The sequence below is a fragment of the Brevibacillus sp. NPDC003359 genome (genome assembly GCF_042878995.1).
Taxonomy (GTDB): Bacteria; Bacillota; Bacilli; order Brevibacillales; family Brevibacillaceae; genus Brevibacillus.
The window spans coordinates 126,791-152,245 of sequence record NZ_JBIAOR010000003.1; the positions used below are offsets into that span (position 1 = coordinate 126,791).

Here is a 25,455-nt window from a genome sequence, read left to right on the forward strand (position 1 = left end):
TTTTTCTAAATCGGAGGAATATTTTAAATGAATAACCTACCAATATTTAAGTATCAACCAAATGCGTACGATATTGGAGTATTCAAAAAGGTCCCTGCACAAAATTGCAGTATTTGTAATAAAGAAACGGATTATATCTACGTGGGACCATTTTATTCAATAGACGAAGTTGAAAATGTTTGCCCATGGTGCATTTATGAAGGAACCGCTACTAAGCAACATAATGGTGTCTTACAGGCAGCAGTAGAATATAAGGATCAGTTGTTGTCCGTGACTTATGATGACGAAAATAATGAGTATATGTATTTTATGGGATACGATGAAGTCGAACAGTTTAAAGATGATAACCTAGAGGAGTTACTCTTTCGTACCCCTGGTTACATTTCATGGCAAGAGCCACAATGGTTAAGCCACTGCGATGAATTTTGTGCTTTTATTGGATACGTGAATAAAAGTGAGATATCAGCGACGAAGATAGATTTACGAGATGAAGAATTGTTTGCAATAAAGGAAAACTATGGTATTGATACTTTGGACCAAGTAAGTGAGGATTCAGGAATATATTTGTTTCAGTGTCTTAAATGCGGACAACATAGAGTTCATATTGATCACACATAATTTGTGAAAAGAATGATGTTACTAGCTACTTAGAGTTGTTTCAAGTACGTTATCGAAAATTTATTATGAATGGCTTATTCCAACCTTTCAACTAAGTTGGAATGAGCCTTTTTTGCATCTTCCAGCCATAGGTTTGTGTACAACTGATAGGGGCAGTTGTTAGGGAAGTGAGACACCTATGATGTCGAATACGTGCGCATCTCTATGACTTGGGGAGGAAGAAGACACGGTATGTGATCAACCAAACGCTGACCTGCACAGCTTCTTATGGAACTGGAGGAAATTGGAGTAACCAAAACGTATTATGTATTTGCAGAAACTAAGAAACCAGCAAAAGGAAAAGGAACTGCATAGGATATTTTTAATATTACTAGTTTTGAAAGGATATAAAAATGAATCAAGAACTAAGAATACTAATAAATAAACTTATTGGCGGTGAAATAACAGATCTAGAATTTTTGGATTTGTTCAAGGGAAATATAGAAATAACTAGCTACATTGACAACCTGTTAGAAGTTATTTGTAGAGAAAAAAATAAAGATGACCTAGGATTACTATTTTATATAGGATTTACATTTGATTTGTTTGATGAAAGACATTTGGAAATGTTAAACCAGTTAATTACTGAAGCTTGGCATAAGGCACATGAGGATATTGCTGGCTTGCTTCAATATTTTCAATCAAATTCATCGGTAGAAAGTCTTTATAAAGCAGCATTAACAAAATTTGAGTATCTTCATTACACAAATGCCCTTGCCGTAAAATGTATTTGGGCTCTAGGTGATATAAATACGCCAGAGTCTAAAGAGAAATTAGAACTCTTAAGTAAATCAAAGGAAAAAGAAATGAAAAAGAATGCTTTACACCAATTAAAAAGAATCTCAATAACAAAGTAGTGTAAAATTTACCAAAGTGAACACATTTATGAAATATTCGAAAAAGCGACAGGTGGTTTAGTTACTTGTCGCTTTTTGAAATTTTTTATAATCCAATTTAAGGAGAGAGACTTCAAAAGTAGATATAACCGCAAATAATACCGGTTACAATAAAAATTGCATCCCCCACTAATCGATCAGGAAATTACAGAGTGGCAAATACAGAAGCTAAATTGAATAAGGATACGGATTCACCAGTACCGGCACCTGATAAAGCACCTGAAGGTTATATAAAGCATCATCATGAAGATGGAACAATAATGATTCTTGTTGAAAAAGTTATTCATAGGGAGTTTCCTCTTAGAAGATTAGGTGGAGTATTGGGAGTACAGTTAAAAGATGTTTCGAAAGGTGAGGAATATGATCGAATTATTAATCGGAAAACATAGATAAAATTAGTGGAATATTAAGTGACGACCCATTTAGTCTGACCTTTGCGGACATTACTAAAAATACGAATGAAGCACAATTCAAAAATTCCGAGAATAGTCTTTTAAAAGATTATTACTTGATTACAGATCGATATGAAAGATTAATTGGAGGGGTTATCAATATTTTTGGTCAACGGCAAGTTGCCGATATTCAGTTTTATGTAGAGGAAATGCAAAGGTTTGATGGTGACTGGATTTGTATAGGAAAAATTGAAAGGTATCCTTTGTTCATTAATAAGGAAAATGGTCAAGTAACGTGTTTATTTGGAGATCCCTTAGATCAAAATTTTGTTTTGGAATCGTATGGAGACTTCTATAACTTCTTACTTAACTATTTTCTAGGGGAACAATATGGAGAAATTGGATTTAAGCTAGTTGAATCTGGAGGAAGTATAAATAGCGTTGGTTCAAAAGATGATGAATGGTATAAAGTGTTAGAAGAGAATGGTTTGTTAACATAGCAAGAGTCTTTCAATACAATCAAGAAACCAAACAATAAGTAACATAGCTTGAAAGTTAGTCGCAGCACCACAAAGTCGGGAAATCTCAGTTTCAAATAGATGAGGTAAAGAGTTGATGTTGGGAGGTAAGGACCTCGTTCTCACTACGAAGGAGAGCGAGGAAGAACTTCTTTATCAAGCCTGAAAAAGATATGGAGTTTATGTCAGCGCCAAACTCAAAATTTAGGACAAGGCGGTCACCTTTTTGCAAATTTGCTTTGCATAAAAGTGGAACATGATGTCATTTTTGCAAGTGGAAGTAGATTACACCAAAAACGGTTGTATCAAATAGCTTTCAATGAGTGACAATCCAGATCGGCCTAGGACCTTCCTGGGCTTTTTGTGTTTTTCCCAAATCCCATACTTTCCCCTTACTTTTCACGAGGTTATCCCGAACATTCCCAACGCTCGTACGGTACGATTGGTTTGTAAGAAACACATAGAAGACAGGGAGTGTTCACACATGAAAAAAATGCTTTCCGTATCTGTAATCGCAGCGAGCTTGTTGGTAACGAGTGCCGTAGGAGCTTTTGCGGCTGAGAAAGAAGGGAAAGAAGCAGGGTGGAAGAGCCTGCCTGAAGTTCAAGCACTAAAAGCACTGCAAGTGGAGCAAAAAGCTCTCCAAGATAAACTGAAAGCTCAAACCCAGACCAACAAACAGGCATGGGACGTTCTTTGGGGCGATGTAACGCCAGAAGTACGTGAAACAGTGAAAAGCGCGTTGGCAGAGACCAAGCCACTCCGTGAAGAGAACAAGGCGCTGTCTGCTGAATTGAAGGAAGCGAAAAAAGCAAAGGATAAAGAAAAGGTAGCGAGCATCAAGGCTGAAATCGCCGCGAACCATACGGCTATCGAAGAAAAACTCGCTCATGTCCAAACTGAATTGGCGCAGGTAAAAGAGAAAAAAGCTTCTTTCAAAGAGATGAACCAAGAATTGAAGCCAATTCGCACAGAAAAGAAAGCGAACAAAGAGCAAGCGAAAGAACTGAAAGCAAATGAGAAAAACACAGTGAAAGAAGCGAAGGAAGTATTCAAGGCAGGCGACAAGGAGCAAGCAGCTGCATCCTTGCAAGAGGCTGCTGATCTGTTGAAAGAACTGATCGAGGTACAAAACGAGATTTTGGAGCAAAAGCAAGCGATTTCCGAGATTATTCAATAAGGAACGTCTCCGAGAATAGTGACAGCCCGAATCCTGTTATTGACTAGACAGATGTTCCCCCTCACATAAGAGACAGAAAGCCCGTTGCACGCCAGCGGGCTTTTTTCATTCCCCAATTCGTCAAGCTCCTTTGAAACATCTATACTAAAATGGAAGATAAAGACATGGGGGTAGGAGGAGTTTCGCATGGATATTTTAGAAAGAGCGAATACGGTTGAGAGTAGAGAGGAAATGGTTCAATTCATTTCTCACTTGATTAAGGATTATCAGGAAAATAAAAAAGAGTGGGCGAACATGTCTCTGGAAGAGTTCCTAAGTGGGGTGGAGTCATGGATTGAAGATAGCGATTATCTGGAATCTGTAGACTGGAATTTGTTTGCTACCATCTTAATTGCAGGAAGCCGTTATGAGTAAGCGTTTGCTGCATGCTAGATTTATTCGGTGTGAGATTGGGTATAGATGGATGATTCATAAGATCGCTCCTCCATCACAAAATTCGGCGGGCAAATTTTTGGTTCAGGACATGTGAGGGAAACAATGAGAAGAGAACAATCTCCTTATAGACTACGGATGCAAGCAGACATCAACCAATTTTACGCAGGAGCCTATGATGACATCAATACGATTACCACTGCTCCTCTCGAAACGGGAGTGAAAGTGTTGACGGTCCTATTGGAGTCTGCTTGCCATGGACAGAATATCGGGCCCATCGTCTTGGCAAGAGATCTGCTCAAGAACATATCCAGCGAGTGGCTTTATCAACATTTGCCTGTAATTGCCCGGGAATGCATCGACCTAGATGATGAATGGGAGTATCGCAGATTGTTGGAGGTAGTACAAGAGACAGTCCCGATGCTACTCAAAGAATACGTCCTGTTGGGATTACATTCAAAAAACGAGGAAGTGAGGGAGGCAGCGGAGGATTACGTTGTTTAAAGCTTACCTGAATAATCGTGTGTATGGGCTTCTACCACCTCGCAAAGGAATGGTACGAAGCCCCTCTCTTTGCCTCCAAATCATATCATTCAGGACTAACGACCCATTCATAAAATCCCCAAAAATACCGATTGTAAGATAGTGTGTAAAATAATGGTCTTATTTGGAAGGGTGAATCCAATTCCCTAGAAGTATCGGAGGGGTGGGGTTCATCTGGCAAGGAGGGGATACCATGAGCAATCGAACACTCACTTATGGAGATATACAAGTCTCGCCCTATGAATTTACTCATTTGCAAACCCTGAAAGTCGTGAAAAAGATGAACGAGCATGCGCGACTGACGCTCACGGGGATCATTTCTGAAGAGCGAAAAGATAGCTACGTAAACCAGACAAATGCGCAAACACTGATCAACGTGGCACTGGCGGATGAATCGGGCAAGCCGAAAACGTGGTTCCAGGGCATCGTTTTGCGCGTCCAAGTCAAAGCGGTTCGCGGTATTTATTACTTGTCGCTTGAGGCAATTTCTCATACCTATTTGCTGGATGTCAAAACGAGAAAGCGTTCGTTTCAAAACCCGGCGATGACCTATGCGGGGCTTGTGAAAACGGTGCTGTCCGGGTACGGAAAAGCTGATTTTATTGACTCTGTTACGAACGGCAAGGTTTTGGGGACGTTTATCATGCAGTATGAAGAAACCGATTGGCAGTTCCTGAAGAGAATGGCGTCGCGCTTTTATACAGGTTTGATCCCGACAACGGCTTTTGACATTCCCAAGTTTTATTTCGGTTTGCCAAAGGGTCAGGATAAAGGAAAGCTTGCCGTTAGTCATTATACGGTGCACAAGCGTGTCGGGGATTTTCAGAGTGATGCAGAGAACAAGGTTCCGGGAATCGATGACCAGGACTATACCGTGTATGAAGTGCAGAGCGAACGAGTGCTAGAGGTAGGCAATGAGGTGAACTTCAAGTCCAGACCACTTGTTGTCGGAGAAGCGGTCACGGAGATGAAGGAAGGCATTGTCACGCACACGTACAAGCTTTTTCCGCGTTTAGGTCTGGCGCGTAAGAAGCAGTACAACCATGCTATCATCGGGGCGTCCATCCAGGGGCGGGTGCTGCAAGTCCAGAAGGACAATGTGCGGGCCAAGCTGGACATGGATGATCAGCAGGATCAGAGCACGGCATATTGGTTCCCTTACTCCACGATTTATGCCTCCGAGGATCAAACGGGTTGGTATGTCATGCCAGAGCTGAACGACCAGATTCGGATTTATTTCCCGAGCAAAAAAGAAGAGGACGGTATCGCGATTAGCTCTGTTCTCAAGGAAATCCCAGACGACGACAAGCCAGCTCCAAAAAAGAAATCCACCCCGAAAAGCAATCCAGGTGGAGGTGGAGGTGGCGGGGGAGACCGGATGAAGGACCCTGCTGTAAAAACGTTTCGTACCAAGTATGGCAAGGAAATCGTGCTGGCTCCTGACAAAATTGTGATCACGACAGGAGATATGTCGATCACGATCAGTGATACGAGTGGAATCGATATCCAGAGTAGCCAGAACGTGAATATAACAGCGAATCAAGACATTAAGCTATCAGCTGCTTCTCTTCATATTAGTGCGGATAAAGTAGAGCTGAGTGGCAAAGGAAATACGATCAAATTGGAAGACAAGATCGAGATGAAAGGTTCGGAAATCAAGATGAACTAGAGGGGGAACTTACATCGATGAAGAAAGAGGAAGCGCTCCAGCATCTGCACGATAACACCTTTCGGCCAGCGTTGGCTGAAAGCGTAGCGGCACTCGAGCGTTATTTCCACCAAAACAAGGACCAGCTCGTCTGGGAGTTCGTGGAGTCTTTTCGGCAAATGCTCCAGCATATTGACTTCATGCAGAACAAACAGGAGCTTCCCCCTGTCGGGTTTATTCACTACTCGATGCTTCGGACAACGGTATTGGATGGCACGCACACATTTTTAATGGAGGCTTATACGGAGCAATGGTACTGGGAGCCCGTGGAATGCTATGCACGGTACGATGCAACATGGGTTTTGCAAGAGGTATCCACGCTCATTCAACTATTGGATGCAAGTCGTAAAAAGTACATGGGGATTTTACACGCTGCTGATGTGGAGCATATGGTGCTAAAGGAAATGGAGCTTTTCTGTCAGTATGTCACAGCGCTTGCCCGAATAGCCATTCCGGAAGTCATCAAGCTGCCTGAGTACCAACAGATTAGGAAAGCAGACCGTCTGTACATACGAGTGGGAGAATTCAAAGACATCAGTGAAGTGGTGTACGTAGAACAGCGAATCAAGCGGGAGGAGAAGGAGAGCCGGAGCCTGCTTGGGCAACCGAAAGGAACGTTTTGCACCCATGAAACGTTCGCCCACATGGATTTGCCGCGAAGTAATGTGGATGCAATGGATTTGCGCTATTGCGATTTTAGTGGCAGTGATTTTACAGACAGTCAGTTCCGTGAGTGTATCCTATTCGGAACAAGATGGGTAAAGAGCAAGCTTCAACGCGCCGATTTCAGCCATTCGCTTCTTTGTGATGCCGATTTTCGTCATGCTGACTTGAGCGGAGCCATCTTTTCTTATGCCGAGGGACAAGGAGTCAGTGCGGACGAGCTGCATCGTGTACCGGGCTTACTCGGTGTCCAATTTGCATATGCTGATTTGGAAGAAGCGGATTTTCGTCATTCTCGTCTGTATCATGCGAATTTTCATGGAGCGAATATGCGGAATGCCGTTTTTCTCGAGAAGGACCGGGAGCGCTTTGCATTGAGTGAAGTACAGATACAGCAGATTGAGTGGAAAACGGAATAAAGGAGGCGGGATGACATGCGCGATTATTATTTGCTAGCAGATGACGGTCGAATGGCTCAAAAGGTTGTACCATCGGGTCTGGGGCTGCAAAACGAAAACGGCTTCGAGCAACTCCCGCCGATATCCGTTCTCGAGGTCAACATGAATGGGGCCCATGCCTACACAGATTGGTTGGAAAAGCCACTGCCTATAATTTCAGAGCAGATGAAAAACATTACTGCCAAGTACAATCCAAGTGTACAATGGAAGCGTGTCGATTTGATCGACAACGAAACCAATCTGCGAAACGTCTATTGGGCCATGCAAGTACCTGCTGTCGATTGCCTATCGATGGAGACTGAGTTTCATTTGAATGGAACGGTAAAGAGGCTTGTATTGGACAGGGATAAGATAAAGGCACATCATTTTTTTGCGGTTCAAGGGATTTTGGAGCCGTATATCCTGGTGAGCTTGGATGCTGCGGAAAGCTTCCTACGCAGAAGCTTGAACGGATTTGTTTTGCAGAAAGTGGAGCAGGTGATGCGGAGGGAGCTATGACAATCTACTGGGATGAAAAGATTTTGGATGTATGGAACAGCATCCAGACACGGCGTCAGCTCGCTGAAATGGAAGAACAGCAGGCGCATTTGACGATGGAGGAGTGTCTGGATAGTGTGCGAAAAGGCATTCTGGATTACGAAGGACGCAGGTTCGAATTCGCGGCGAGTGTCCTCTTTGACGGGAAGCTCAGCATTCAGTTGCCCCGTTCGATGCAGCTCATACCAAGGGGGCGCGGGTCAAGTAGCGGGGGGAATCATCAGAACGAGCAGCTTACCTATAAAGAGGAGAATAGCGCGGTCATGCTCGGTCTGAATCATATGGCACATCTGTTGCCGATGAGTGGAGTGGAGTCGTTTGTGCAGGCGATGACCGCACAAGTGAAAAAGACGCAGGCAGGCTTGCAGGTCGTACATAACGAGCTTATCGAACTGGATGGATGCAGAATTGCCTGTAGCGAATTCATCATTCCCATCGAGGACAAATCGTACTATCAAATCTTGTTCGCGACATCGATGGACGGGCAGGCACTACTCGGGAGCTTTCATTTTGAGTCCGAAGAAGTGCTCGTGTGGCAGCCTTTGGCCCATGCGTTGATTCGCACGCTTCGGGTTGAGCAAAATTTGAACATGACGTAACAAGGAGGTTTCAAATTGGAACAGCAGCAACAGCAATTGCAAGTGAGCGTACCTGAAAATGAGCGGGTTATGTCGGTCAAGGATTGGGTAATTACTTTTTTAATAATGATCATACCGGTGGTCAATCTCGTGATGTATTTTGTTTGGGCATTTGGCAGTGAAGGCAACTTAAACAGAAAGAACTGGGCAAAAGCGAACTTGCTGATCATAGGTGTTTGCATCGGGTTGTACGTAAGTGTCTTCTTTTTAATGCTGATGTTGGCATTCATTGGAGCAGCGGTTGAATAATAGCGAGAACGGTGGATTGGCAAAAAACGTGGAGGGTGTAGAATGGATCACCAAACGTATGTGGAAGGAAGCGTAGCGGAAAACGAAAAGGTCATGACGATGAAAGATTGGATCATGGTCTCGTTGTTCATGATGATTCCGATCGCGAATATTGTTTTGTTATTTATTTGGGCTTTTGGTTCAGATGGAAATCTGAATCGTAAAAACTGGGCAAAAGCGAACTTGTTGTTAATGGCCATTCTTTTGGGTTTATACTTCGTCATTGGTACGATATCATTTATAACGTATATTTTACTCGCCATGGAAGGGTAATGAGAAACGATGATAAGGCATATTCCAACTCGAATCACCGAGGAGGAATATGCCTTGTTTTTTTTACACAGACCATTACACCAGCTTTGCTTTTTTGACGTGCTTTTTCATCAACAGATTGCCAAAATAGCAGCCGAGCAATCCGCCGACAAACGAAATCGAGCACATGATGAGAATCATGCTAGGGGTTTCAAAATAATAGAGCATTGCAGAAAGCTGCTCGGGTGTATAGCTTTTTTCCAAGGTCGCGAGGTACGATTCGCGGAAGAAAATAAGCGGGACAACCCCGCAAAGAGAATAGCCGACATAAAAAACAGAATAGCTGATCGCATTGCGCACAGGTTTAAGATAAGAACCTTTTCCCCACAGGATCAGTTCGCAGATGAGTCCGATAACAGCTAAGGTAAGTAAGTAATTCGCGTAGCCAAAACCGACAAAATACAATCCAGTCAAGACAGCTGTAAAAAATAGAGTCCCAGGCTTGGCGATTTTATTAGACATGACCATATAAATTGGACCATTGAGTAGTGCGGTAAAGCCACCAACCAGTAAATGAGAAACAACGGTAATAATTGGGGCAATGGTCATCAGTATCAGCATGACAACGTTAAAGATCGCGAGCGTAATAATATCCCGCATGGTCCATCTGCTGCTTTGGGCAGCTAACGACGTTTGGGCTTGCATGTAGTAACATCCTCCCTCAGACATAAGTAGCCGATCAGCTTTACTAACCTTCTCTACTTGCGAACCCCCTTTTGTAGGAATACTGGAAAATAGTTTGCTAGCCAAGCAGGTGTCGTACGCACGGTTGTCAGTATAACAACACAATATTGATAATGAGAATCGTTGTCAAAATAGAAAAAGCCCAAATTTCAATATTTTGGTATAAATTTCGAGCTTTTTCGCCTATTATCTCTATATTTTTCCGTTTTTCTTGAACAACCGCCAAAATATTACAAGGAGGATGATTTGCAAAATAATCATTCTGGTGAAGGTAGGACGAGATAAACGGGGAAAATCGCTGGAATATACCAGAAAACGGAAAAGAAGAAGTTTGTATATATTTGGCAACTATGCATGAGAATTATTATCATGTGCGTTGTATCAAATCGTTTTAGCAAGAGACGCAGTCGAGGAGGAACAATAAACATGGATACGAGAACGAAATCATGGCTGCTTACTCAGCCGCAAGCAAAAGACAGCATTCGCCTGTTTTGCTTCCCTTACGCAGGGGGAGGGGCTTCGATTTACCGGGGATGGGCGCAGGCTTTTCCCAGTGATGTCGGTGTTTACCCGGTTCAACTGCCAGGGAGGGAAAACAGAATTGCCGAGCAAGCGTACGCAGATATGGGAGCGCTGGTGGAAGAGCTGGCCCAATTGATCTATCCGTATTTGGACCGCCCGTTTATTTTTTTCGGTCACAGTATGGGAACGCGAATCGCCTTTGAGTTGGCGCGTACCGTACGGAGCAAATGGGGCCGTCTTCCACTTGGCCTCATCGTTTCAGGTGGACGTGCTCCACACTTCCCGGAGCTAAAGCCTATTTACCATTTGCTTGAGGATGAATTTGTCGAGGCCCTGCGACGTTTTTCCGGGACACCAGAAGCAATCCTGCAAAGCAAGGAGCTTATGGAGTTGTTCATGCCACTGTTGCGTGCGGACTTTACTCTCGACGAAACATACGTGTATGCGGAGGAGACCCCACTTGATTGCCCGATTGCTGCGTATTGCGGGACAGAGGATCAGGAAGCCACGCAGGAAGAAATGGAGGCTTGGGCTAGTCATACAAGTGCCGGATTTACGTTGGAAATGGTAGACGGCGGGCATTTTTTCCTGACGACAAACAAAGAGGTGCTCCTGCAATCTGTAACCAGAATGATCGGACAATACCGGAGTGCGGTAGCAGGGAACGGGGAGCGCTAAAGGGATGCAGTATATGCAGCAGATCCGAATAACCCATTTGTCTGAGAGGACAAAATCAGCTCTGGAGGAATCATCCTCTCTGTTCCTGGCTAAAGGGGAAGTGCATATTTGGCTGACGTTTGTGCAGGAATGGGACCACAGTATGCAGGGGCTGGAAGGCGTGCTGTCTGCCGAAGAACTCGATAAACGGGCACGATTTCATTTCCACGCAGACAGGAAACGCTATGTTGTCGCACATGGACTACTGAGAAGGATGATTGGGCGTTATCAACGGATTTCTCCTCGCGTGGTTCAATGGGAGTGCGGGGAGAACGGAAAACCGTTTTTATGTGGACATAACAGTGATTCCGAAGCACTTTATTTCAATCTGTCGCATTCGCATGAGCTTGTGGCGGTCGCTTTTTCACGCGATCGCCTTCTCGGCGTTGACGTGGAGCATTTGCGACACATCCCGGAAATGGAACAACTCATGAGCTACTTTCATCCTGCGGAGCGAGAGAGATTTTTACGTTTGCCTTCTGGTGAGAGACAGCAGGCTTTTTTTGATTACTGGACAAGCAAGGAGGCTTTTGTCAAAGCGACAGGGGAGGGCCTGAGCCGTCCTCTCAATTCTTTTTTCATGGAAAAACAGGATAGCAGCTTCACGGTAAACGGAGATGGAATTAGGAGCGGGGATTGGAAAATTTACGGGTTTACGCCTGCCAGAGGCTATGCGGGAGCAGTTGCAATCGGGAAGGGAAGATCGTAAATCTGAGTAGGTAAAACGAGAATCTTCTATTATACTGATAAACTTTATCGGGTTTAATGAGGCTATATAAGTGTGTAATAATATGGAAAACTTACAATGAGAAACGAAGAAATCGTGAGAAAATGGAAGATAATCTAACCTATTTTTCCCAAATGTAGAAAAAACAGCTTACGGATGAAATTGACAATGAGAATCACTATCACTATCTTGTTGTTAGACAAACCAACATGATGCGTGCAACGACGAGGCAGTATTCTGCATGAAACGGCTTCGGGCGCAAAAAGCGACCCGCAGTTACACAGGAGGAGGACAGAATGAGAGTAAGTACGGAGTGGTATGAGCAAGCGGCAATAACTTATGAACAGCGTGGGTATTGGGAGCCGCTGACACTTGGGCAGCAATTGCGCAAATGGGCGGAACAGTACCAGAACAAAGAAGCGCTGGTGGAGGACGAGGAGAGACTCACTTATAGCGAGCTCGACAGCAAGGTGGATGCGCTTGCTTCCGGTTTTTATCACATGGGAATTCAAAAAGGCGACAATGTAGCCGTCCAGCTTCCGAATCGAATTTCTTTCGTACTGACTTGCTTTGCTTTATTTCGCATCGGCGCTGTGCCGATTCTTGTATTGCCTGCCCACAGAGAGGCTGAATTGGACGGGATTTTTGCACTCGCGAAGCCAGTTGCCTACATCCTTCCAACGACGTTTCTCGGTTTTGATTACACGAAGATGGCAGAACATTTAGTCAAAAAACATGCGTCTGTCAAATTTGTCATGACGGATGGGGATAGCCCGATTGGGAGGAACTTGGCAGAAATAAGTGGACCGCCAATCGAGCTGGAAGCCTCTTCGTACAAAGACACTGCGTTATTGCTGTTGTCTGGCGGTACGACAGGGATACCGAAGCTAATTCCTAGAACCCATGCGGATTACGTCTACAACGCAAAAGCAACCGCAGCTCGTTGCCAGCTGACAGAGCGAAGCGTCTATCTCGCGGTTTTGCCGATTGCACATAATTTCCCTCTGTGCTGCCCGGGTATCTTAGGCACGCTGTCCGTTGGTGGCAAGATCGTGCTATGTAAAACAACGAGTTGCGACGAAGCTTTTCCGCTGATTGAGAAGGAGCGTGTGACCATTACTGGCCTCGTGCCTTCGATCGTGCAAGTATGGCAGGAAGTGCTGGAATGGGATAAATCAAGTGACCTGTCGAGCCTGGAAGTCCTTCAGGTTGGAGGCTCCATGCTGGATGATAATCTCGCCAGTCGTATCACACGAGAGTGGAAATGCAAGCTCCAGCAAGTATTCGGAATGGCCGAGGGACTCATCTGCTGCACATCACTGGATGATCCAGAGTCGATCATTACTAGCTGCCAGGGCCGTCCGATTTCCGAAGCGGATGAAGTGCGAATTGTGGATGAGCATGGAAATGATGTCGCGCTAGGCGAATACGGAGAGCTGATAGTACGGGGACCGTATACGATTCACGGCTACTACCGAGCGGAGGAACAAAACCGCGAGAGCTTTACGCCTGATGGTTTCTATCGCTCTGGGGACAAGGCTAGGATCACGCCAGAAGGAAATATTCAAATCGGTGGACGCATCAAAGAGCAAATCAACCGAGCTGGCGAAAAAATCATGCCGGCTGAAGTAGAGTCGTACCTGCGCATGCACCCAGCTGTTAAAGACGCGGCGTTGATCACACTTCCCGATCCAGTGCTGGGCGAGAAAAGCTGCGCATTTTTGATCACCGACGACGAAACGATCAGCCTGGCGGACATCCATGCCTTCTTCCAGGAAAAAGGAGTGGCGCGATACAAAATGCCAGACCAAATCGAACTCATCGACTACTGGCCGCTGACGAGCGTCGGAAAAGTCAATAAAGCCATGCTAAAAGAACTAGCGTTAGCGCCAAAGTCAGAGACGAAGCCAGCAGAAATTGCCTATCTGGAAGAGACATTTGCTTTTGCGGGCGATCCGCATATGGCAGCGGCCCTGATTGCAGAGCGCAGCGGGTATGAAAACTATCTGCTCTATGAAAACGGAGATGAGTTGTCGTTAGGAATGGGGATTCATGCGCTTCTTTACGTAGATGGGGAGCAGACGACTTTGACTTACCGCAACGAGACTGTCCGTTTCGACAACAACGAGCTTAGTGAGACGCTGGAAAAAGCAATGGCACAGGTCCCGATTCAAAACTGGCGCGCTTATGGAACCGTCAATTTTGGCATGGCGCGTTATTATCAAGGCTTGCCACTTAAGCCTGAAGAGGATTGCTTGCTCAAGCTGTTTATTCCGGAGGTCGAGCTGCGCTTCAATAAAGGTACGGTCCTCTTGAGAGCCTTGCATGAAGAGAAGCGGAGCGAATTCAGCGAACTTCTGCGCGACCTGTCGATGAATACACAAGGCGAGCAACAGCTGACCCAAAGAGTGGACAAACCGAAGCTGTCCGTCCCGCAAGCCGATACATACGACGCTGAAGCCTACATGCAGAATGTGGCGGAAGCTGTATGCGAGATTCAGGAACGCAAATACCACAAGGTCATCTTGTCGCGAAAAATTCCGCTTGATCACGAGTTGGATCTGGTTGCGAGCTATATTGCTGGTAGACGAGTAAATACCCCAGCACGCTCTTTCCTCGTTAGCTTGGACGGTCTCGGTGTGGCTGGTTTTAGCCCGGAGACGGTTGTAGAGGTCGATAGCGACGGATGGGTGAGTACCTTCCCACTCGCGGGAACACGGTCAAAAGGCAGCAGCGAAGAAGAGGCGAACAGGCTCAAGGATGAGCTGTTGAATGACCCGAAGGAAATTGCGGAGCACGCTGTTTCCGTCAAGCTGGCATTCGAAGAGCTAAAAAGCGTTTGCGATTCGACGACGATCGTCCTGAACGATTTTATGTCAGTAGCGAGCCGAGGAACCGTTCAGCATATCGCTTCTCGCTTGAAAGGGAAACTGAAGCAAGAATGCAATTCGTGGGATGCCTTCCGCGCGTTGTTCCCGGCTGTTACCGCCTCGGGAATCTCGAAAAAAGAATCGATCGAAGCGATTGGCAGATTGGAGACCGTGCCACGAAGCCTATACAGTGGGTGCGTCATGACTTTTGACAGCGACGGTGCCATGGATGCCGCTCTTGTGCTGCGAACGATCTATCAAAAGGACAACCAAGCTTGGCTGCATGCCGGAGCTGGTGTCGTCGAAATGTCTTTGCCGTCCAGAGAACTGGAAGAAACGCGTGAAAAGCTGAGCAGCTTCTCCAGACAGCTGATTGGAAAAGAATAGGGGCTTGCACGAGAGAGGAGGGAACGAGGATGTCCAAAATGCTCAGTGATAGTCAGACCGCAAGTCCCGCCGCTTCCTTGAGCTATGAGGAGATGAAGAGGCAAATTCAGGCGCTGCTGCCCGCGCCTGTCGCGTTTTCCGATGATCAAAACCTGATCGAGCTGGGGCTGGATTCCTTGCAAATGATGAGGATGGTCAACAAATGGCGCAAGGAAGGCGTGAAGGTTACATTTGCCGAGCTGATCGGTGCTCCTACCTTACGTGATTGGCAGGCGTTGCTGCAAAAAAGCAGCGCCTCGCTTCCACGTGTGGACGAAAGGAAAGCAGATGCGGAAGTAGAGGTGAATGTACCCTTTCCGCTCACCGATGTGCAATACGCTTACTGGATTGGACGCCAGGATGATCAGCCTCTCGGGGGAGTCGGGTGCCATGCGTACTTGGAAATCGATGGTGTGGGCGTGGAGCCAGATCGATTGGAAACAGCGTGGGGCAAGCTGCTGATGCACCATCCGATGCTTCGGGCCAGATTTTTGGCGGATGGACAGCAAGAGGTGATGAGTGCCCCGATGGCCACTGGAGTAGCTGTTCATGATTTGCAGTCTCTTTCTGAGGACGAATTGGCACGGGAGCTAGACCGTATACGGGATCGGCTGTCTCATCGTCGTCTGGCGGTGGAAGAGGGAGAAGTAGCCGGATTGGAGCTGAGCTTGTTGCCAGAAGGCCGTACCCGCATCCATTTTGATCTGGATTTGCTGGTCGCTGACGTACAGAGTCTGCATATCGTATTGCGCGATTTGGCGGCAGCTTATGCACGAGGCAGCAAGCCTCTTGCCCCGACCAATTGGAGCTTTGCCCATTATTTGGGGCAAGAGGCACAACGCCGGGTACAGGACAGACAGGAAGCAGCTCGCTATTGGCAGGAGCGCCTTTCCACATTGCCGGGAGCGCCAGGCTTGCCGCTGAAAGAAAAGCCGGAAATGATCAAGTCGCCTGTTTTTACGCGACGAACGCATTTCATGAAGACAGCCGATTGGGCCATTTTGCAAAAACGATCCGCAACACATCGCGTCACACCAGCGATGGTACTGTTAGCGGCTTATGCAGAGGTACTGGATCGTTGGAGCACCCAGTCGCAGTTTCTCATAAACATACCGCTATTCGATCGCCAAACCGGAGACGCGGGAATCGAAGACGTCGTTGCCGATTTTACCAATCTGCTACTGCTTGCGGTTGACATGCAGGAGCGATCCTCTTTTCTGGGGCGGGTGCGATCTGTACAATCGCAATTCCATCAAGATGTGGCACATGCGGCTTATTCAGGGGTACAGCTACAGCGTGACCTAGCGCGTGTCCGTCGGGGAGAGCGGGATTTTGCCCCGGTGGTGTTCGCGTGCAATTTGGGTACGCCTCTGATCAATGACGAATGCCGAGACACATTGGGCAAGCTCTCTTACATGATCTCGCAAACGCCGCAAGTATGGCTCGATTTCCAGTCGTATGAAATGGACGGCGGACTCCTGCTGGCGTGGGATGCGGTTGATCAGCTGTTTCCTGACGGGATGATTGATCAAATGTTCGGCGCATTTTGCCAGCTGATGGACTCCTTGGCGAGTGAGGACAATGACTGGCAAGCTACATCCGTGCTGCTTTCCGGTTTGGAACAGAAGAGGAATGATCAGGTTGTAGACGCTTCCCAATCGCAACAGAGCCAATGCTTGCACAGCGCATTTTTTGCCTATGCAAGAGAGAATCCGCACGAGATGGCATTAATTGATAGTCATACTTCCGCCACTTTTTCGTATAGCGAGTTAGCGCAGTACGCCTTGCAGATTGCAGCGTATCTCCAAAAGCAAGGCGTTGAAGCAGGAGACCCTGTGGCAGTCAGCCTACCGCGCGGAATCGATCAAGTCGCGGCGGTTCTCGGTATCGTGGCACGAGGAGCATGCTACGTCCCGGTTGGAATCGGGCAGCCTTCTACAAGGCGTGAGCGCATTCATCAAAAAGCGGGGATTCGCTTTGTGCTTACGGATACGGAGCTGGCGCAGACGCTGGAGTGGTCGGAAGACGCTGTTGTTCTGTCGGTTACCGATGCGTTGAATGTCTCACCGCTGGCTGAACCCGTGCCGATTTCTTTTGATAGTCTTGCCTACATCATCTTTACTTCTGGCTCCACGGGTGAACCAAAAGGGGTAGAAATTAGTCATTCCGGGGCGTGGAACACCATTTCAGAAATAAACAGACGCTACGGAGTCGGGCAAACGGATCGGATTTTGGCGGTTTCCTCCCTTGATTTTGACCTGTCTGTCTATGATCTGTTCGGATTGCTCAGTGTAGGCGGTTCGATAGTGCTCATTGGCGAAGAGTTGCGACGGGATGCGGCTCATTGGGCGAGACTGGTGGACCAGCATCAGGTGACGCTGTGGAACTCTGTGCCCGTGCTACTCGATATGCTCTTGATCGCTGCGGAGAGTGGATCGTACGAAAGTTTGCCGCTTCGGCTGACTATGCTTTCCGGGGACTGGATCGGTCTCGACTTGCCGCAACGACTGAACCAGCTCGCACCGAACAGCCAGCTGGTGGCGATGGGGGGAGCGACAGAAGCATCGATCTGGTCCAACTTTTTTGATGTTACGTTGCCCTTGCCTGCTCATTGGACATCGATTCCGTACGGTCGACCGCTCGCGAATCAGGCTTATCGGGTTGTCGATGCCCATGGACGTGATTGCCCTGATTGGGTAGAGGGGGAATTGTGGATCGGCGGAGCAGGTGTGGCAGTAGGCTATCGGGGTGATCCTGCGCTGACAGCAGAGCGCTTTGTCTACTGGAACGGTTCACGCTGGTATCGGACTGGTGATCTCGGACGCTATTGGCCGGATGGGACCATTGAATTTCTCGGGCGCAAGGACTTCCAGGTGAAAATTAGGGGGCATCGCATCGAGCTGGGTGAAATCGAATCGGCCATGAAGCAGCATCCGGGGATTCGCGATGCAGTTGTGACAACAGTAGGTGATCCGCGCGAGAACAGGCATCTGGTTGGGTATGTGGTACCAGAACGGGAAAGTGATCCAGCGCTGTTTGATCGTATAGAAGCTGATCCGAAAAAGTGCGAAGAACTGTGGACAGATGTCTTGGATACGGGTCGTGCGCAGACCTTGTCGGAGCATTTTGCAAGCATCAGACCTGAAGATTTATCATCGTTTTGGGCGTATATGGAGCAGCTTGCCGTTCGGTTCATTTACCGCGCATTGCAGATGGCGGGAGTGAATTTTGAGCCACATGCCACATACTCTCTCGATGATTTGATGCAGAACTGCGGGATTCAGGAACGTTATCGCGGGCTGGTTAGACAGTGGCTTCAAACATTGGAGGACGAAGGGTTTGTCCGTAAAGACAAATCGGATGTTTACAGCATCACGCAGGCGAGCCCGACTGAATGGCTGGAAAAGCCGCAAGTCTCTCAGGTACCGCCCGCATGGGAACAACAAGCACAGGCTCTTTTGCATTACTTGGAGCAAGTACATGACAAGAGTGTTGCGCTTTTGCGTGGTGAGCTTGACCCGTTGGCCCATTTCTTCTCGGAGGAATTAAGTCTGACTCCGAATGATCTGATGCAGACACTCCCTGGCGCAAAGCATCGAGACAGTGCAGCACTGGCAATGGTTAAAAGTCTTGTACAACGCTTTGGAGAAAGGTCTGAACCGATACGTGTTCTGGAAATCGGGGCAAGGAGCTTGACGCTGACGGAATCATTGCTGGCTGTGCTCCCGGCAGATGCAGCCCATTTTACATGCACAGACACTTCGACTTTCTTTACGAATGCTGCAAAAGCGAGATTCCGGGCGTACCCGTTTGTGCACTATCAACTGCTGGATATCGATCAAAGTCCACTATCTCAAGGCTTTGAAGCACATCAATTCGACGTTGTTATTGCCTCTGATTCATTGCATCGAACGAAAAATATCGGTGTGGCCCTCTCGCATGTACAAAGCCTTTTGGCTCCGGGAGGCATGTTGATTTTGCTGGAGATGACCCGCAACAGCCGATTGCAGCAAATCAGCACGGCATTTCTCGAAGATGGCTTTACGCATTTCGAAGACGAGCGGCGGAATGAACAGCGTCCCTTGTTGTCGGTGGAGACATGGCAGCAAGCCTTGCAGCAGCATTCCTTCGCACAAGTGGCAGCTTTCCCAGAACAGAACGATTTGGGTCAGCATGTACTGGTTGCGCAGGCGCCACTTCAAGCCAAGACCTTCAACGCTGCACAACTATCTGGCTTCTTGAGTCAAAAACTGCCTGATTACATGGTTCCGACCGCTTTCCTTTTGTTGAATGAACTGCCGCTTTCAGCAAACGGCAAGGTAGATCGGCAAGCACTGCCGACGCCTGACAGCATGATGAAGGTCAAAGCAGAAAAAGGGTATACAGCCCCAACGACACCGATCGAAACCGCGCTCGCGGCTATTTGGTGCCAGCTATTTGAAGTGGAACGGGTAGGCGTCACGGACAACTATTTCGAGCTCGGTGGGGATTCGCTATTGGCAACCAGACTCAGTGCGATGGTTCGCAGCAAGCTTGCGGTAGAGCTGTCGTTAGGGCGCATTTTTGAAAAGCCGACGATTGCCGGACTTGCCCAGCATGTGCAGATGCTTCTGGAACAAAAAGAAACAACGTCAGGCTTGCCTGCAATCGTACTAGCTCCACAAGACCGGCATCAGCCTTTCCCGCTAACAGATATCCAGCAAGCGTACTGGGTCGGGCGTAGTGGTGTTTACGCCTTGGGTCATGTCTCCACGCATTGCTATTTCGAAATCGAAGGGCAGCATTTGGACCTGGAGCGGATCAATCGAGCTTGGCAACGACTAATTGACCACCATGAAATGATGCGGGCCGTAATTTTGCCGGATGGCTGGCGCCAGCAGATTTTGGAGCAGGTTCCTGCTTACCAGATCGAAGTCACGGATTTGCGGAACCAATCGACTGAAGAGGCCGAGTCCGAGCTGCAAGCGATTCGGGAAGAGATGTCCCATCAGGTATTGTCTACGGATGTGTGGCCGTTGTTTGACGTGCGCGCCTCCCGCTTTGGAGAAGAACGGGTTCGCCTGCATATCAGCTTTGACAACCTGATTTTTGACGGGTGGAGCATGTTCCACCTCTTGAGCGAGTGGACGAGGCTGTATCATGAGCCGGATGCGTCTTTGGCGCCACTGGACTTGAGCTTCCGCGATTATGTCCTGGCGCAAGAAGAGCTGAAATCAACCGAGCTGTACCAACGCGATCTGGACTATTGGATGTCCCGCCTGCCAGATTTACCGTCAGCGCCACAGCTTCCTTTGGCGAAAAATCCTGACACGATTACCGAGCAGCGCTTCCATCGTTTGGAAGCCAGACTTAATCGCCAAGCATGGCAGCGGCTCAAAAAGCGGACAGCAGAGGTCGGTCTGACGCCTTCCGGGATTTTGCTGACAGCGTATGCCGAAACACTCGGTGCATGGAGCAAGAGTTCACGTTTTACGATCAACTTGACGCAATTCAATCGACTGCCGTTGCATGCACAAGTCAACGAGATCGTGGGGGACTTCACTACGCTTACATTGCTGGCAGTCGAGCTGTCCGCTGGCGAGACGATTTTGGAACGAGGCAGGAATTTGCAGCAGCAGCTATGGCGCGATTTGGACCATCCTTATGTGGGTGGCGTTCAAGTCCAGCGTGAATTGGCGAAGCAAACAGGAGAGCACAACGGTGTTGCCATGCCGATTGTCTTTACGAGCGCATTGGGTGTGGAGCAGTGGAGTGGGTCTGACTCCGATGGAAAATGGCTGGGCAAGCTCGTCTACAACATCACGCAGACACCGCAGGTATGGCTGGACCATCAAGTGGTTGAGCAAGACGGAGAACTACTGTTGATCTGGGATGCCGTAGAAGGACTGTTCCCAGAAGGACTCCTTGCCGACATGTTTACGGCTTATTGCGAACTGCTGCATCGACTGACAGAAGAGGATTCAGTATGGCAAGAATCAGCACCAAGCCTGATCGCTGTCCCTCGACTGGAAGCACGAATTGCCGCAAACGATACGGCTGCGCCTGTATCCACAGAAACGCTCGTCGGACTATTTGCCAAACAAGCTGCATGCCAAACGGATCAACCAGCCGTGATCTCTTCTCAGCGGACGTTGACCTATGGGGAGCTTGCCGACGCTGCTGACCAAATCGCGAAGTGGCTACGATCACAAGGAGTCCAACCGAATACGTTGGTCGCTGTCGTGATGGAAAAGGGCTGGGAGCAGGTCGCAGCCACGCTCGGGATTATGAAATCCGGGGCCGCTTATCTGCCGATCGATCCGCTGCACCCAGAGGAACGACGTTCTCAGCTTTTGGATGATGGGCAAGTACAGATCGTGCTGACGCAGTCTTGGCTGGATGAGCGATTGGGCTGGCCGGCGGATGTGGAGCGGCTGATTGTGGATCAGATGACGGCAAGGAATGAGGCAAGCACGGTGAACGCAGTTACGCCAGTGGCCGGGCAGCCAGAGGATTTGGCCTATGTCATCTATACATCCGGGTCAACGGGCCTGCCAAAAGGAGTCATGATCGACCATCGTGGCGCGATCAACACGATTGAAGATATCAACCAACGATTTACAGTGGGGCCACAAGATCGGGTGCTCGCCTTGTCCAATCTCAATTTCGATTTGTCGGTCTATGACATTTTCGGCATGCTTGCCGCGGGTGGAACAATCGTCATGCCGGATGCTGATAAAACCAAAGACCCTGCACACTGGCTGGAGTGGCTGGAAGCCGAGCAGGTGACGGTGTGGAACACAGTTCCGGCGCTGATGCAGATGCTGATCGAATACGCCGTGGGGAGAAACCTCCACTTGCCCCATTCGCTACGTCTCATCTTGCTGAGCGGTGATTGGATTCCATTGGATTTGCCAGACAAAATCAAGTCGTTTTTCCCTCACGTTCAGGTGATCGGTTTGGGTGGCGCAACAGAGGCCTCGATCTGGTCAAACTATTTCGCAATCGAAGACATCGACCCTAGCTGGAAAAGCATTCCGTATGGTCGCCCGATGGTCAATCAGCGCTACCATGTGCTGAACGAATCGATGGGAGATTGCCCCGTTTGGGTGCCGGGACAGCTATTGATAAGTGGCACGGGGCTCGCCAAAGGCTACTGGCGAGATGAAAACAAGACGGATGAGAAATTCATCACGCATCCGCGGACAGGAGAACGACTGTACCGCACGGGGGATTTGGGCCGTTACCTGCCAGATGGCACGCTGGAGTTTCTCGGTCGGGAAGATTTCCAGGTGAAAATCAGAGGGCATCGGATTGAGCTGGGCGAGATCGAGACGGCATTGAAGCGCCATGACGGGCTCAAAGACGTTGTCGTAGCCGTGCCAGATGACGGTGCAGATGAAAAGCGCTTGGTCGGGTATGTGGTGCTGGATCACCAAAAGGATTCCGCATTATTCGAAACAGAGCAAGCCGATCCCGCTGCAAGTGCTGCTCGTTGGCAGGCGATCAACAGCATGGGTCACGCGCAGGCTGATACCATTCCCGCGACAAGTGTCGATGTGGAAGGCGTCACGCAATTCCTGATGGAGGCTGACCGTGTAAGCACCGCCTACATGTGCCGCACGCTGGAGCATATGGGGATGTTCTCGCAAGTAGGAGACAGCGCTTCGATTGCGGAGCTCATGAATCGTTTTCAGATTCATCCCCGTTACCAGACCTTGCTTGCGCATTGGCTGGAAGTGCTAGTAGAAGAGGGCTTGCTGCAAAAACACGCTGCGGGTACGTACGTGAGTCTGCGTTCCTTGCATGAAGTTGTACCGGATGTGGATCTGTCAGTTCCTTCGCTTCGTACGGAATCAGCACGAGAGCTCGAAGCCGTTTTCCGTCGCGATTATCCGTTGTTTATTGGTCTGTTAACCGGTGAGCTCGATCCGCTGGAACTATTTCTAGCAGAAGATGCCTTCTTAACACCTGCGGGCTTGAGCCGATTTGACCTGACGCGGGAATTTTACAAAAGTCTTGCCGGGACGATGTTCGGTAGCATCGTAAACCACCATCCGTCTGACAAGACACTGCGGGTGCTAGAGCTTGGCACGAGAGCCGGAAGCTTGACGCAAACGCTGGTGTCCACCTTGCCAGCAGAACGCAGTCGTTATTTGTACGTCGACGAATCCTCCTTTTTTACCGACAGGGCAAAGAAGGAGTGGGGAGAGCAGGCTCCGCTGGAATACGGTCAGCTTGACATGAACGTAGCACCGCTTGCACAAGGCTATGAGCCGCATTCGTTTGACGTCATTGTTGCGGACAATACGCTGCATCGCTCTCTTGATATAGGGAAAACCCTTGCGTACTTGAAAGGGCTGCTCGCACCTGGGGGACTTCTGTTCCTGGTCGAGTCGACTCGCAACAGTCGTCTGCTGCTAACCACTGTCGGCTTCTTCGAGGATGGGTTTAGCCATCTGGAGGATGAGCGAAAAGCCAATCACCTTCCTCTGCTTACGGTAGAGCAATGGCGAGCGGGCTTGGAAAAACAAGGCTTCACCAACGTCCTTGCCATTCCGGATAAAGGCCAGGTCGCAGCGGCGTTCGACCGCCATCTGATTGTGGCGCAAGCACCGGAAGCAGTTCGTTTGTTCCAGCCGGAAAAATTGTCCGAAGCCCTGCGGAATAGCTTGCCTGATTACATGGTGCCAAGCGAGTACGTGCTGATAGATGAACTGCCTCTATCCGCCAATGGAAAAGTAGATCGAAAAGCAATCACAAAGCTCGGCAAAAGAAAGGCAAGCATGCCGAAGAAGACACATGTGGCGCCTTCCAACGAGCTCGAAGTCAAGCTCGCAAGCGTCTGGGAAGAGGTGCTTGGTGTAGGGGAAATCGGCATCCACGACAACTTTTTTACGCGGGGTGGAGACTCATTGCGCGCGATTCAATGCCTCAATCTTTTGAGAGAGAGATACCAGATTGATTTGTCTCTACAAAGCTTGTTTGAAGCTTCCACGATCTACACCCTTGCCGAGTTGATCAAAACGAGCGCACAGGCAACAGAGGATCTCGCAGTGGATTTTGACGAGGGGACCATTTAAATAAAGAAAAACCGCAGATGAGAGAGGTGGGCTGCGACTCAGTGGCAGACGCAGCCCCGCCTTCTCTTGGAAGAAGAAAGCGGGGAGCAGGCTAGGAGGGAGAGAACATTGGGTATCAAAAAAATTGGCATTTTGGGAGCGACTGGGGTTGTAGGTCATGCAGCCTTTCAAACGATTCTGTCTAGGACGAACTATCCGGTTTTGCTAGGTGGCAGAAACTCTGAAAAGCTAAGCGAGCTTTTTACTGGGACGGACGGTAGGCTGGAATGCCAGCAGGTGGATGTATTCAACGAGGAGGAACTGCATGACTTTTGCGGCCGAGTCGATCTCGTCATCAATTGTGCAGGGCCATCCAAGCAAATCGTTGATAAAGTTGCCGTCGCATGCCTCAAGCATGAAGTTCATTACGTGGATGTGTCCGGAGATGAGCATCTGTATCAGCAATTGCTCACGCGAAAGCAGGAAATCGAGGAAAAGGGACTGCTGTTTATCATCTCTGCTGGGGTTTACCCGGGACTGTCGGAAGTCTTTCCAGCTTACGTCGCTGAAAATGATTTGGACGAAATCGATTTGCTCGAAGTCTTTTTTGCAGGCCAAGGCGGTTTCTCACTCAATGCGGCATATGACATCGTTTGCAGCATTGAAGAAGATACCGGGTGGGGAATGTCTTACTTCAAGCAAGGCGAAGTCAAAAAAATAGATGGGCCGTTCCATCGCAACTACACGTTGCCAAATCCCGCTGGCAAACGCGACACCTATCCAGTAGTGACCAAGGAATTTGGCCTCATGACCAAGCAACATAAAATCGACTCCGCTTATTTTTACAACAGCTATCAAAGCAATGCCATCCTGAATCAATTTGTGATGATCAAGGCTTTGCAGCAATACAAGACCGAGGAACAAAAAAGAGCGTCAGCCAAGCTGCTACTGGAACAGTTTGAGGCGAAGAAGCCAGGCGTGAAAGATTTTACGATGTTCCACCTGCATGCGACTGGAAAGCGTGACGGCAAAAAAGTTCGGGTCTTCTCCACTCTTCTGTACCCAAGCGACTGGAATCGGATATCTGGCATCATCGCGGCTACGGTTGCCCACTTGATCGCGGAAGATCACAACAGCAAAACAGGCTGCTTTTTCGTGGCAGAAGGCGTATCGGCGACACGCTTGATTGATGCACTTCGCGAGCAGCAGGTCGAACTCATGCATTCCATCATGGAAATGAAGTAGG

At 48.4% G+C, this 25,455-nt stretch carries 19 protein-coding genes; 18 read left to right on the top strand and 1 reads right to left on the bottom strand.

The window, feature by feature from the left end:
- The first annotated feature begins 27 nt into the window (after nt 1-27).
- The 13 genes from ACFYU8_RS12350 to ACFYU8_RS12410 all read left to right on the top strand — a co-directional run bounded on the left by ACFYU8_RS12350 (nt 28) and on the right by ACFYU8_RS12410 (nt 9,183).
- A complete protein-coding gene (locus ACFYU8_RS12350; RefSeq protein ID WP_390235632.1) occupies nt 28-618 on the top strand; it encodes a CbrC family protein in 591 nt (196 codons plus the stop codon).
- Between the two features lie 392 nt (nt 619-1,010).
- Complete coding sequence (locus tag ACFYU8_RS12355; RefSeq protein WP_173618727.1) at nt 1,011-1,514, top strand: hypothetical protein; 504 nt, start codon at nt 1,011-1,013, stop codon at nt 1,512-1,514.
- Between the two features lie 191 nt (nt 1,515-1,705).
- Nucleotides 1,706-1,942, top strand: coding sequence for an HNH endonuclease family protein (locus tag ACFYU8_RS12360; RefSeq protein ID WP_390298931.1), 237 nt, complete (start codon nt 1,706-1,708; stop codon nt 1,940-1,942).
- A gap of 119 nt (nt 1,943-2,061) precedes the next feature.
- On the top strand, nt 2,062-2,445 hold the full coding sequence (locus ACFYU8_RS12365) for a hypothetical protein (protein ID WP_390298934.1): 384 nt from the start codon (nt 2,062-2,064) through the stop codon (nt 2,443-2,445).
- 502 nt (nt 2,446-2,947) lie between these two features.
- Nucleotides 2,948-3,643, top strand: coding sequence for a hypothetical protein (locus ACFYU8_RS12370; protein WP_390298937.1), 696 nt, complete (start codon nt 2,948-2,950; stop codon nt 3,641-3,643).
- A gap of 186 nt (nt 3,644-3,829) precedes the next feature.
- Complete coding sequence (locus ACFYU8_RS12375; RefSeq protein WP_390298941.1) at nt 3,830-4,057, top strand: DUF7660 family protein; 228 nt, start codon at nt 3,830-3,832, stop codon at nt 4,055-4,057.
- A 123-nt stretch (nt 4,058-4,180) separates the two neighbouring features.
- Nucleotides 4,181-4,579 (top strand): hypothetical protein, encoded by a 399-nt coding sequence (locus ACFYU8_RS12380; RefSeq protein WP_390298944.1) that lies wholly within the window; start codon nt 4,181-4,183, stop codon nt 4,577-4,579.
- A gap of 232 nt (nt 4,580-4,811) precedes the next feature.
- Nucleotides 4,812-6,287 (top strand): contractile injection system protein, VgrG/Pvc8 family, encoded by a 1,476-nt coding sequence (locus ACFYU8_RS12385; protein ID WP_390298947.1) that lies wholly within the window; start codon nt 4,812-4,814, stop codon nt 6,285-6,287.
- A 17-nt stretch (nt 6,288-6,304) separates the two neighbouring features.
- On the top strand, nt 6,305-7,408 hold the full coding sequence (locus ACFYU8_RS12390; RefSeq protein ID WP_390298950.1) for a pentapeptide repeat-containing protein: 1,104 nt from the start codon (nt 6,305-6,307) through the stop codon (nt 7,406-7,408).
- Nucleotides 7,409-7,423: 15 nt separating this feature from the next.
- Nucleotides 7,424-7,945, top strand: coding sequence for an imm11 family protein (locus ACFYU8_RS12395; RefSeq protein WP_390298953.1), 522 nt, complete (start codon nt 7,424-7,426; stop codon nt 7,943-7,945).
- On the top strand, nt 7,942-8,583 hold the full coding sequence (locus ACFYU8_RS12400) for a hypothetical protein (RefSeq protein WP_390298956.1): 642 nt from the start codon (nt 7,942-7,944) through the stop codon (nt 8,581-8,583). Before ACFYU8_RS12395 ends, ACFYU8_RS12400 begins: the two co-directional genes overlap by 4 nt.
- A 15-nt stretch (nt 8,584-8,598) precedes the next feature.
- Entirely contained in the window at nt 8,599-8,871 is a 273-nt protein-coding gene (locus ACFYU8_RS12405) for a hypothetical protein (RefSeq protein WP_390298959.1), read from the top strand.
- A gap of 42 nt (nt 8,872-8,913) precedes the next feature.
- Nucleotides 8,914-9,183, top strand: coding sequence for a hypothetical protein (locus tag ACFYU8_RS12410; RefSeq protein WP_390298962.1), 270 nt, complete (start codon nt 8,914-8,916; stop codon nt 9,181-9,183).
- Between the two features lie 75 nt (nt 9,184-9,258).
- Here ACFYU8_RS12410 and ACFYU8_RS12415 read toward each other — a convergent pair whose 3' ends face one another.
- Nucleotides 9,259-9,867: an MptD family putative ECF transporter S component gene (locus tag ACFYU8_RS12415; RefSeq protein ID WP_390298965.1), complete on the bottom strand. Its 609-nt coding sequence runs from the start codon at nt 9,865-9,867 to the stop codon at nt 9,259-9,261.
- Nucleotides 9,868-10,332: 465 nt separating this feature from the next.
- On the opposite strand from ACFYU8_RS12415, the gene ACFYU8_RS12420 reads away from it, so the two are divergent.
- The 5 genes from ACFYU8_RS12420 (at nt 10,333) to ACFYU8_RS12440 (ending at nt 25,454) form a co-directional block, all read left to right on the top strand.
- Nucleotides 10,333-11,106: a thioesterase II family protein gene (locus ACFYU8_RS12420; RefSeq protein WP_390298968.1), complete on the top strand. Its 774-nt coding sequence runs from the start codon at nt 10,333-10,335 to the stop codon at nt 11,104-11,106.
- Between the two features lie 13 nt (nt 11,107-11,119).
- On the top strand, nt 11,120-11,854 hold the full coding sequence (locus ACFYU8_RS12425; RefSeq protein ID WP_390298971.1) for a 4'-phosphopantetheinyl transferase family protein: 735 nt from the start codon (nt 11,120-11,122) through the stop codon (nt 11,852-11,854).
- A 314-nt stretch (nt 11,855-12,168) separates the two neighbouring features.
- Nucleotides 12,169-15,129 carry a salicylate synthase gene (locus ACFYU8_RS12430; RefSeq protein ID WP_390298974.1) on the top strand — a complete coding sequence of 987 codons (2,961 nt, stop codon included), beginning with the start codon at nt 12,169-12,171 and terminating at the stop codon, nt 15,127-15,129.
- Nucleotides 15,130-15,158: 29 nt separating this feature from the next.
- Nucleotides 15,159-24,230 carry an amino acid adenylation domain-containing protein gene (locus ACFYU8_RS12435; RefSeq protein WP_390298977.1) on the top strand — a complete coding sequence of 3,024 codons (9,072 nt, stop codon included), beginning with the start codon at nt 15,159-15,161 and terminating at the stop codon, nt 24,228-24,230.
- A 108-nt stretch (nt 24,231-24,338) separates the two neighbouring features.
- Complete coding sequence (locus tag ACFYU8_RS12440) at nt 24,339-25,454, top strand: saccharopine dehydrogenase family protein (RefSeq protein WP_390298980.1); 1,116 nt, start codon at nt 24,339-24,341, stop codon at nt 25,452-25,454.
- Nucleotide 25,455 lies beyond the last annotated feature (1 nt).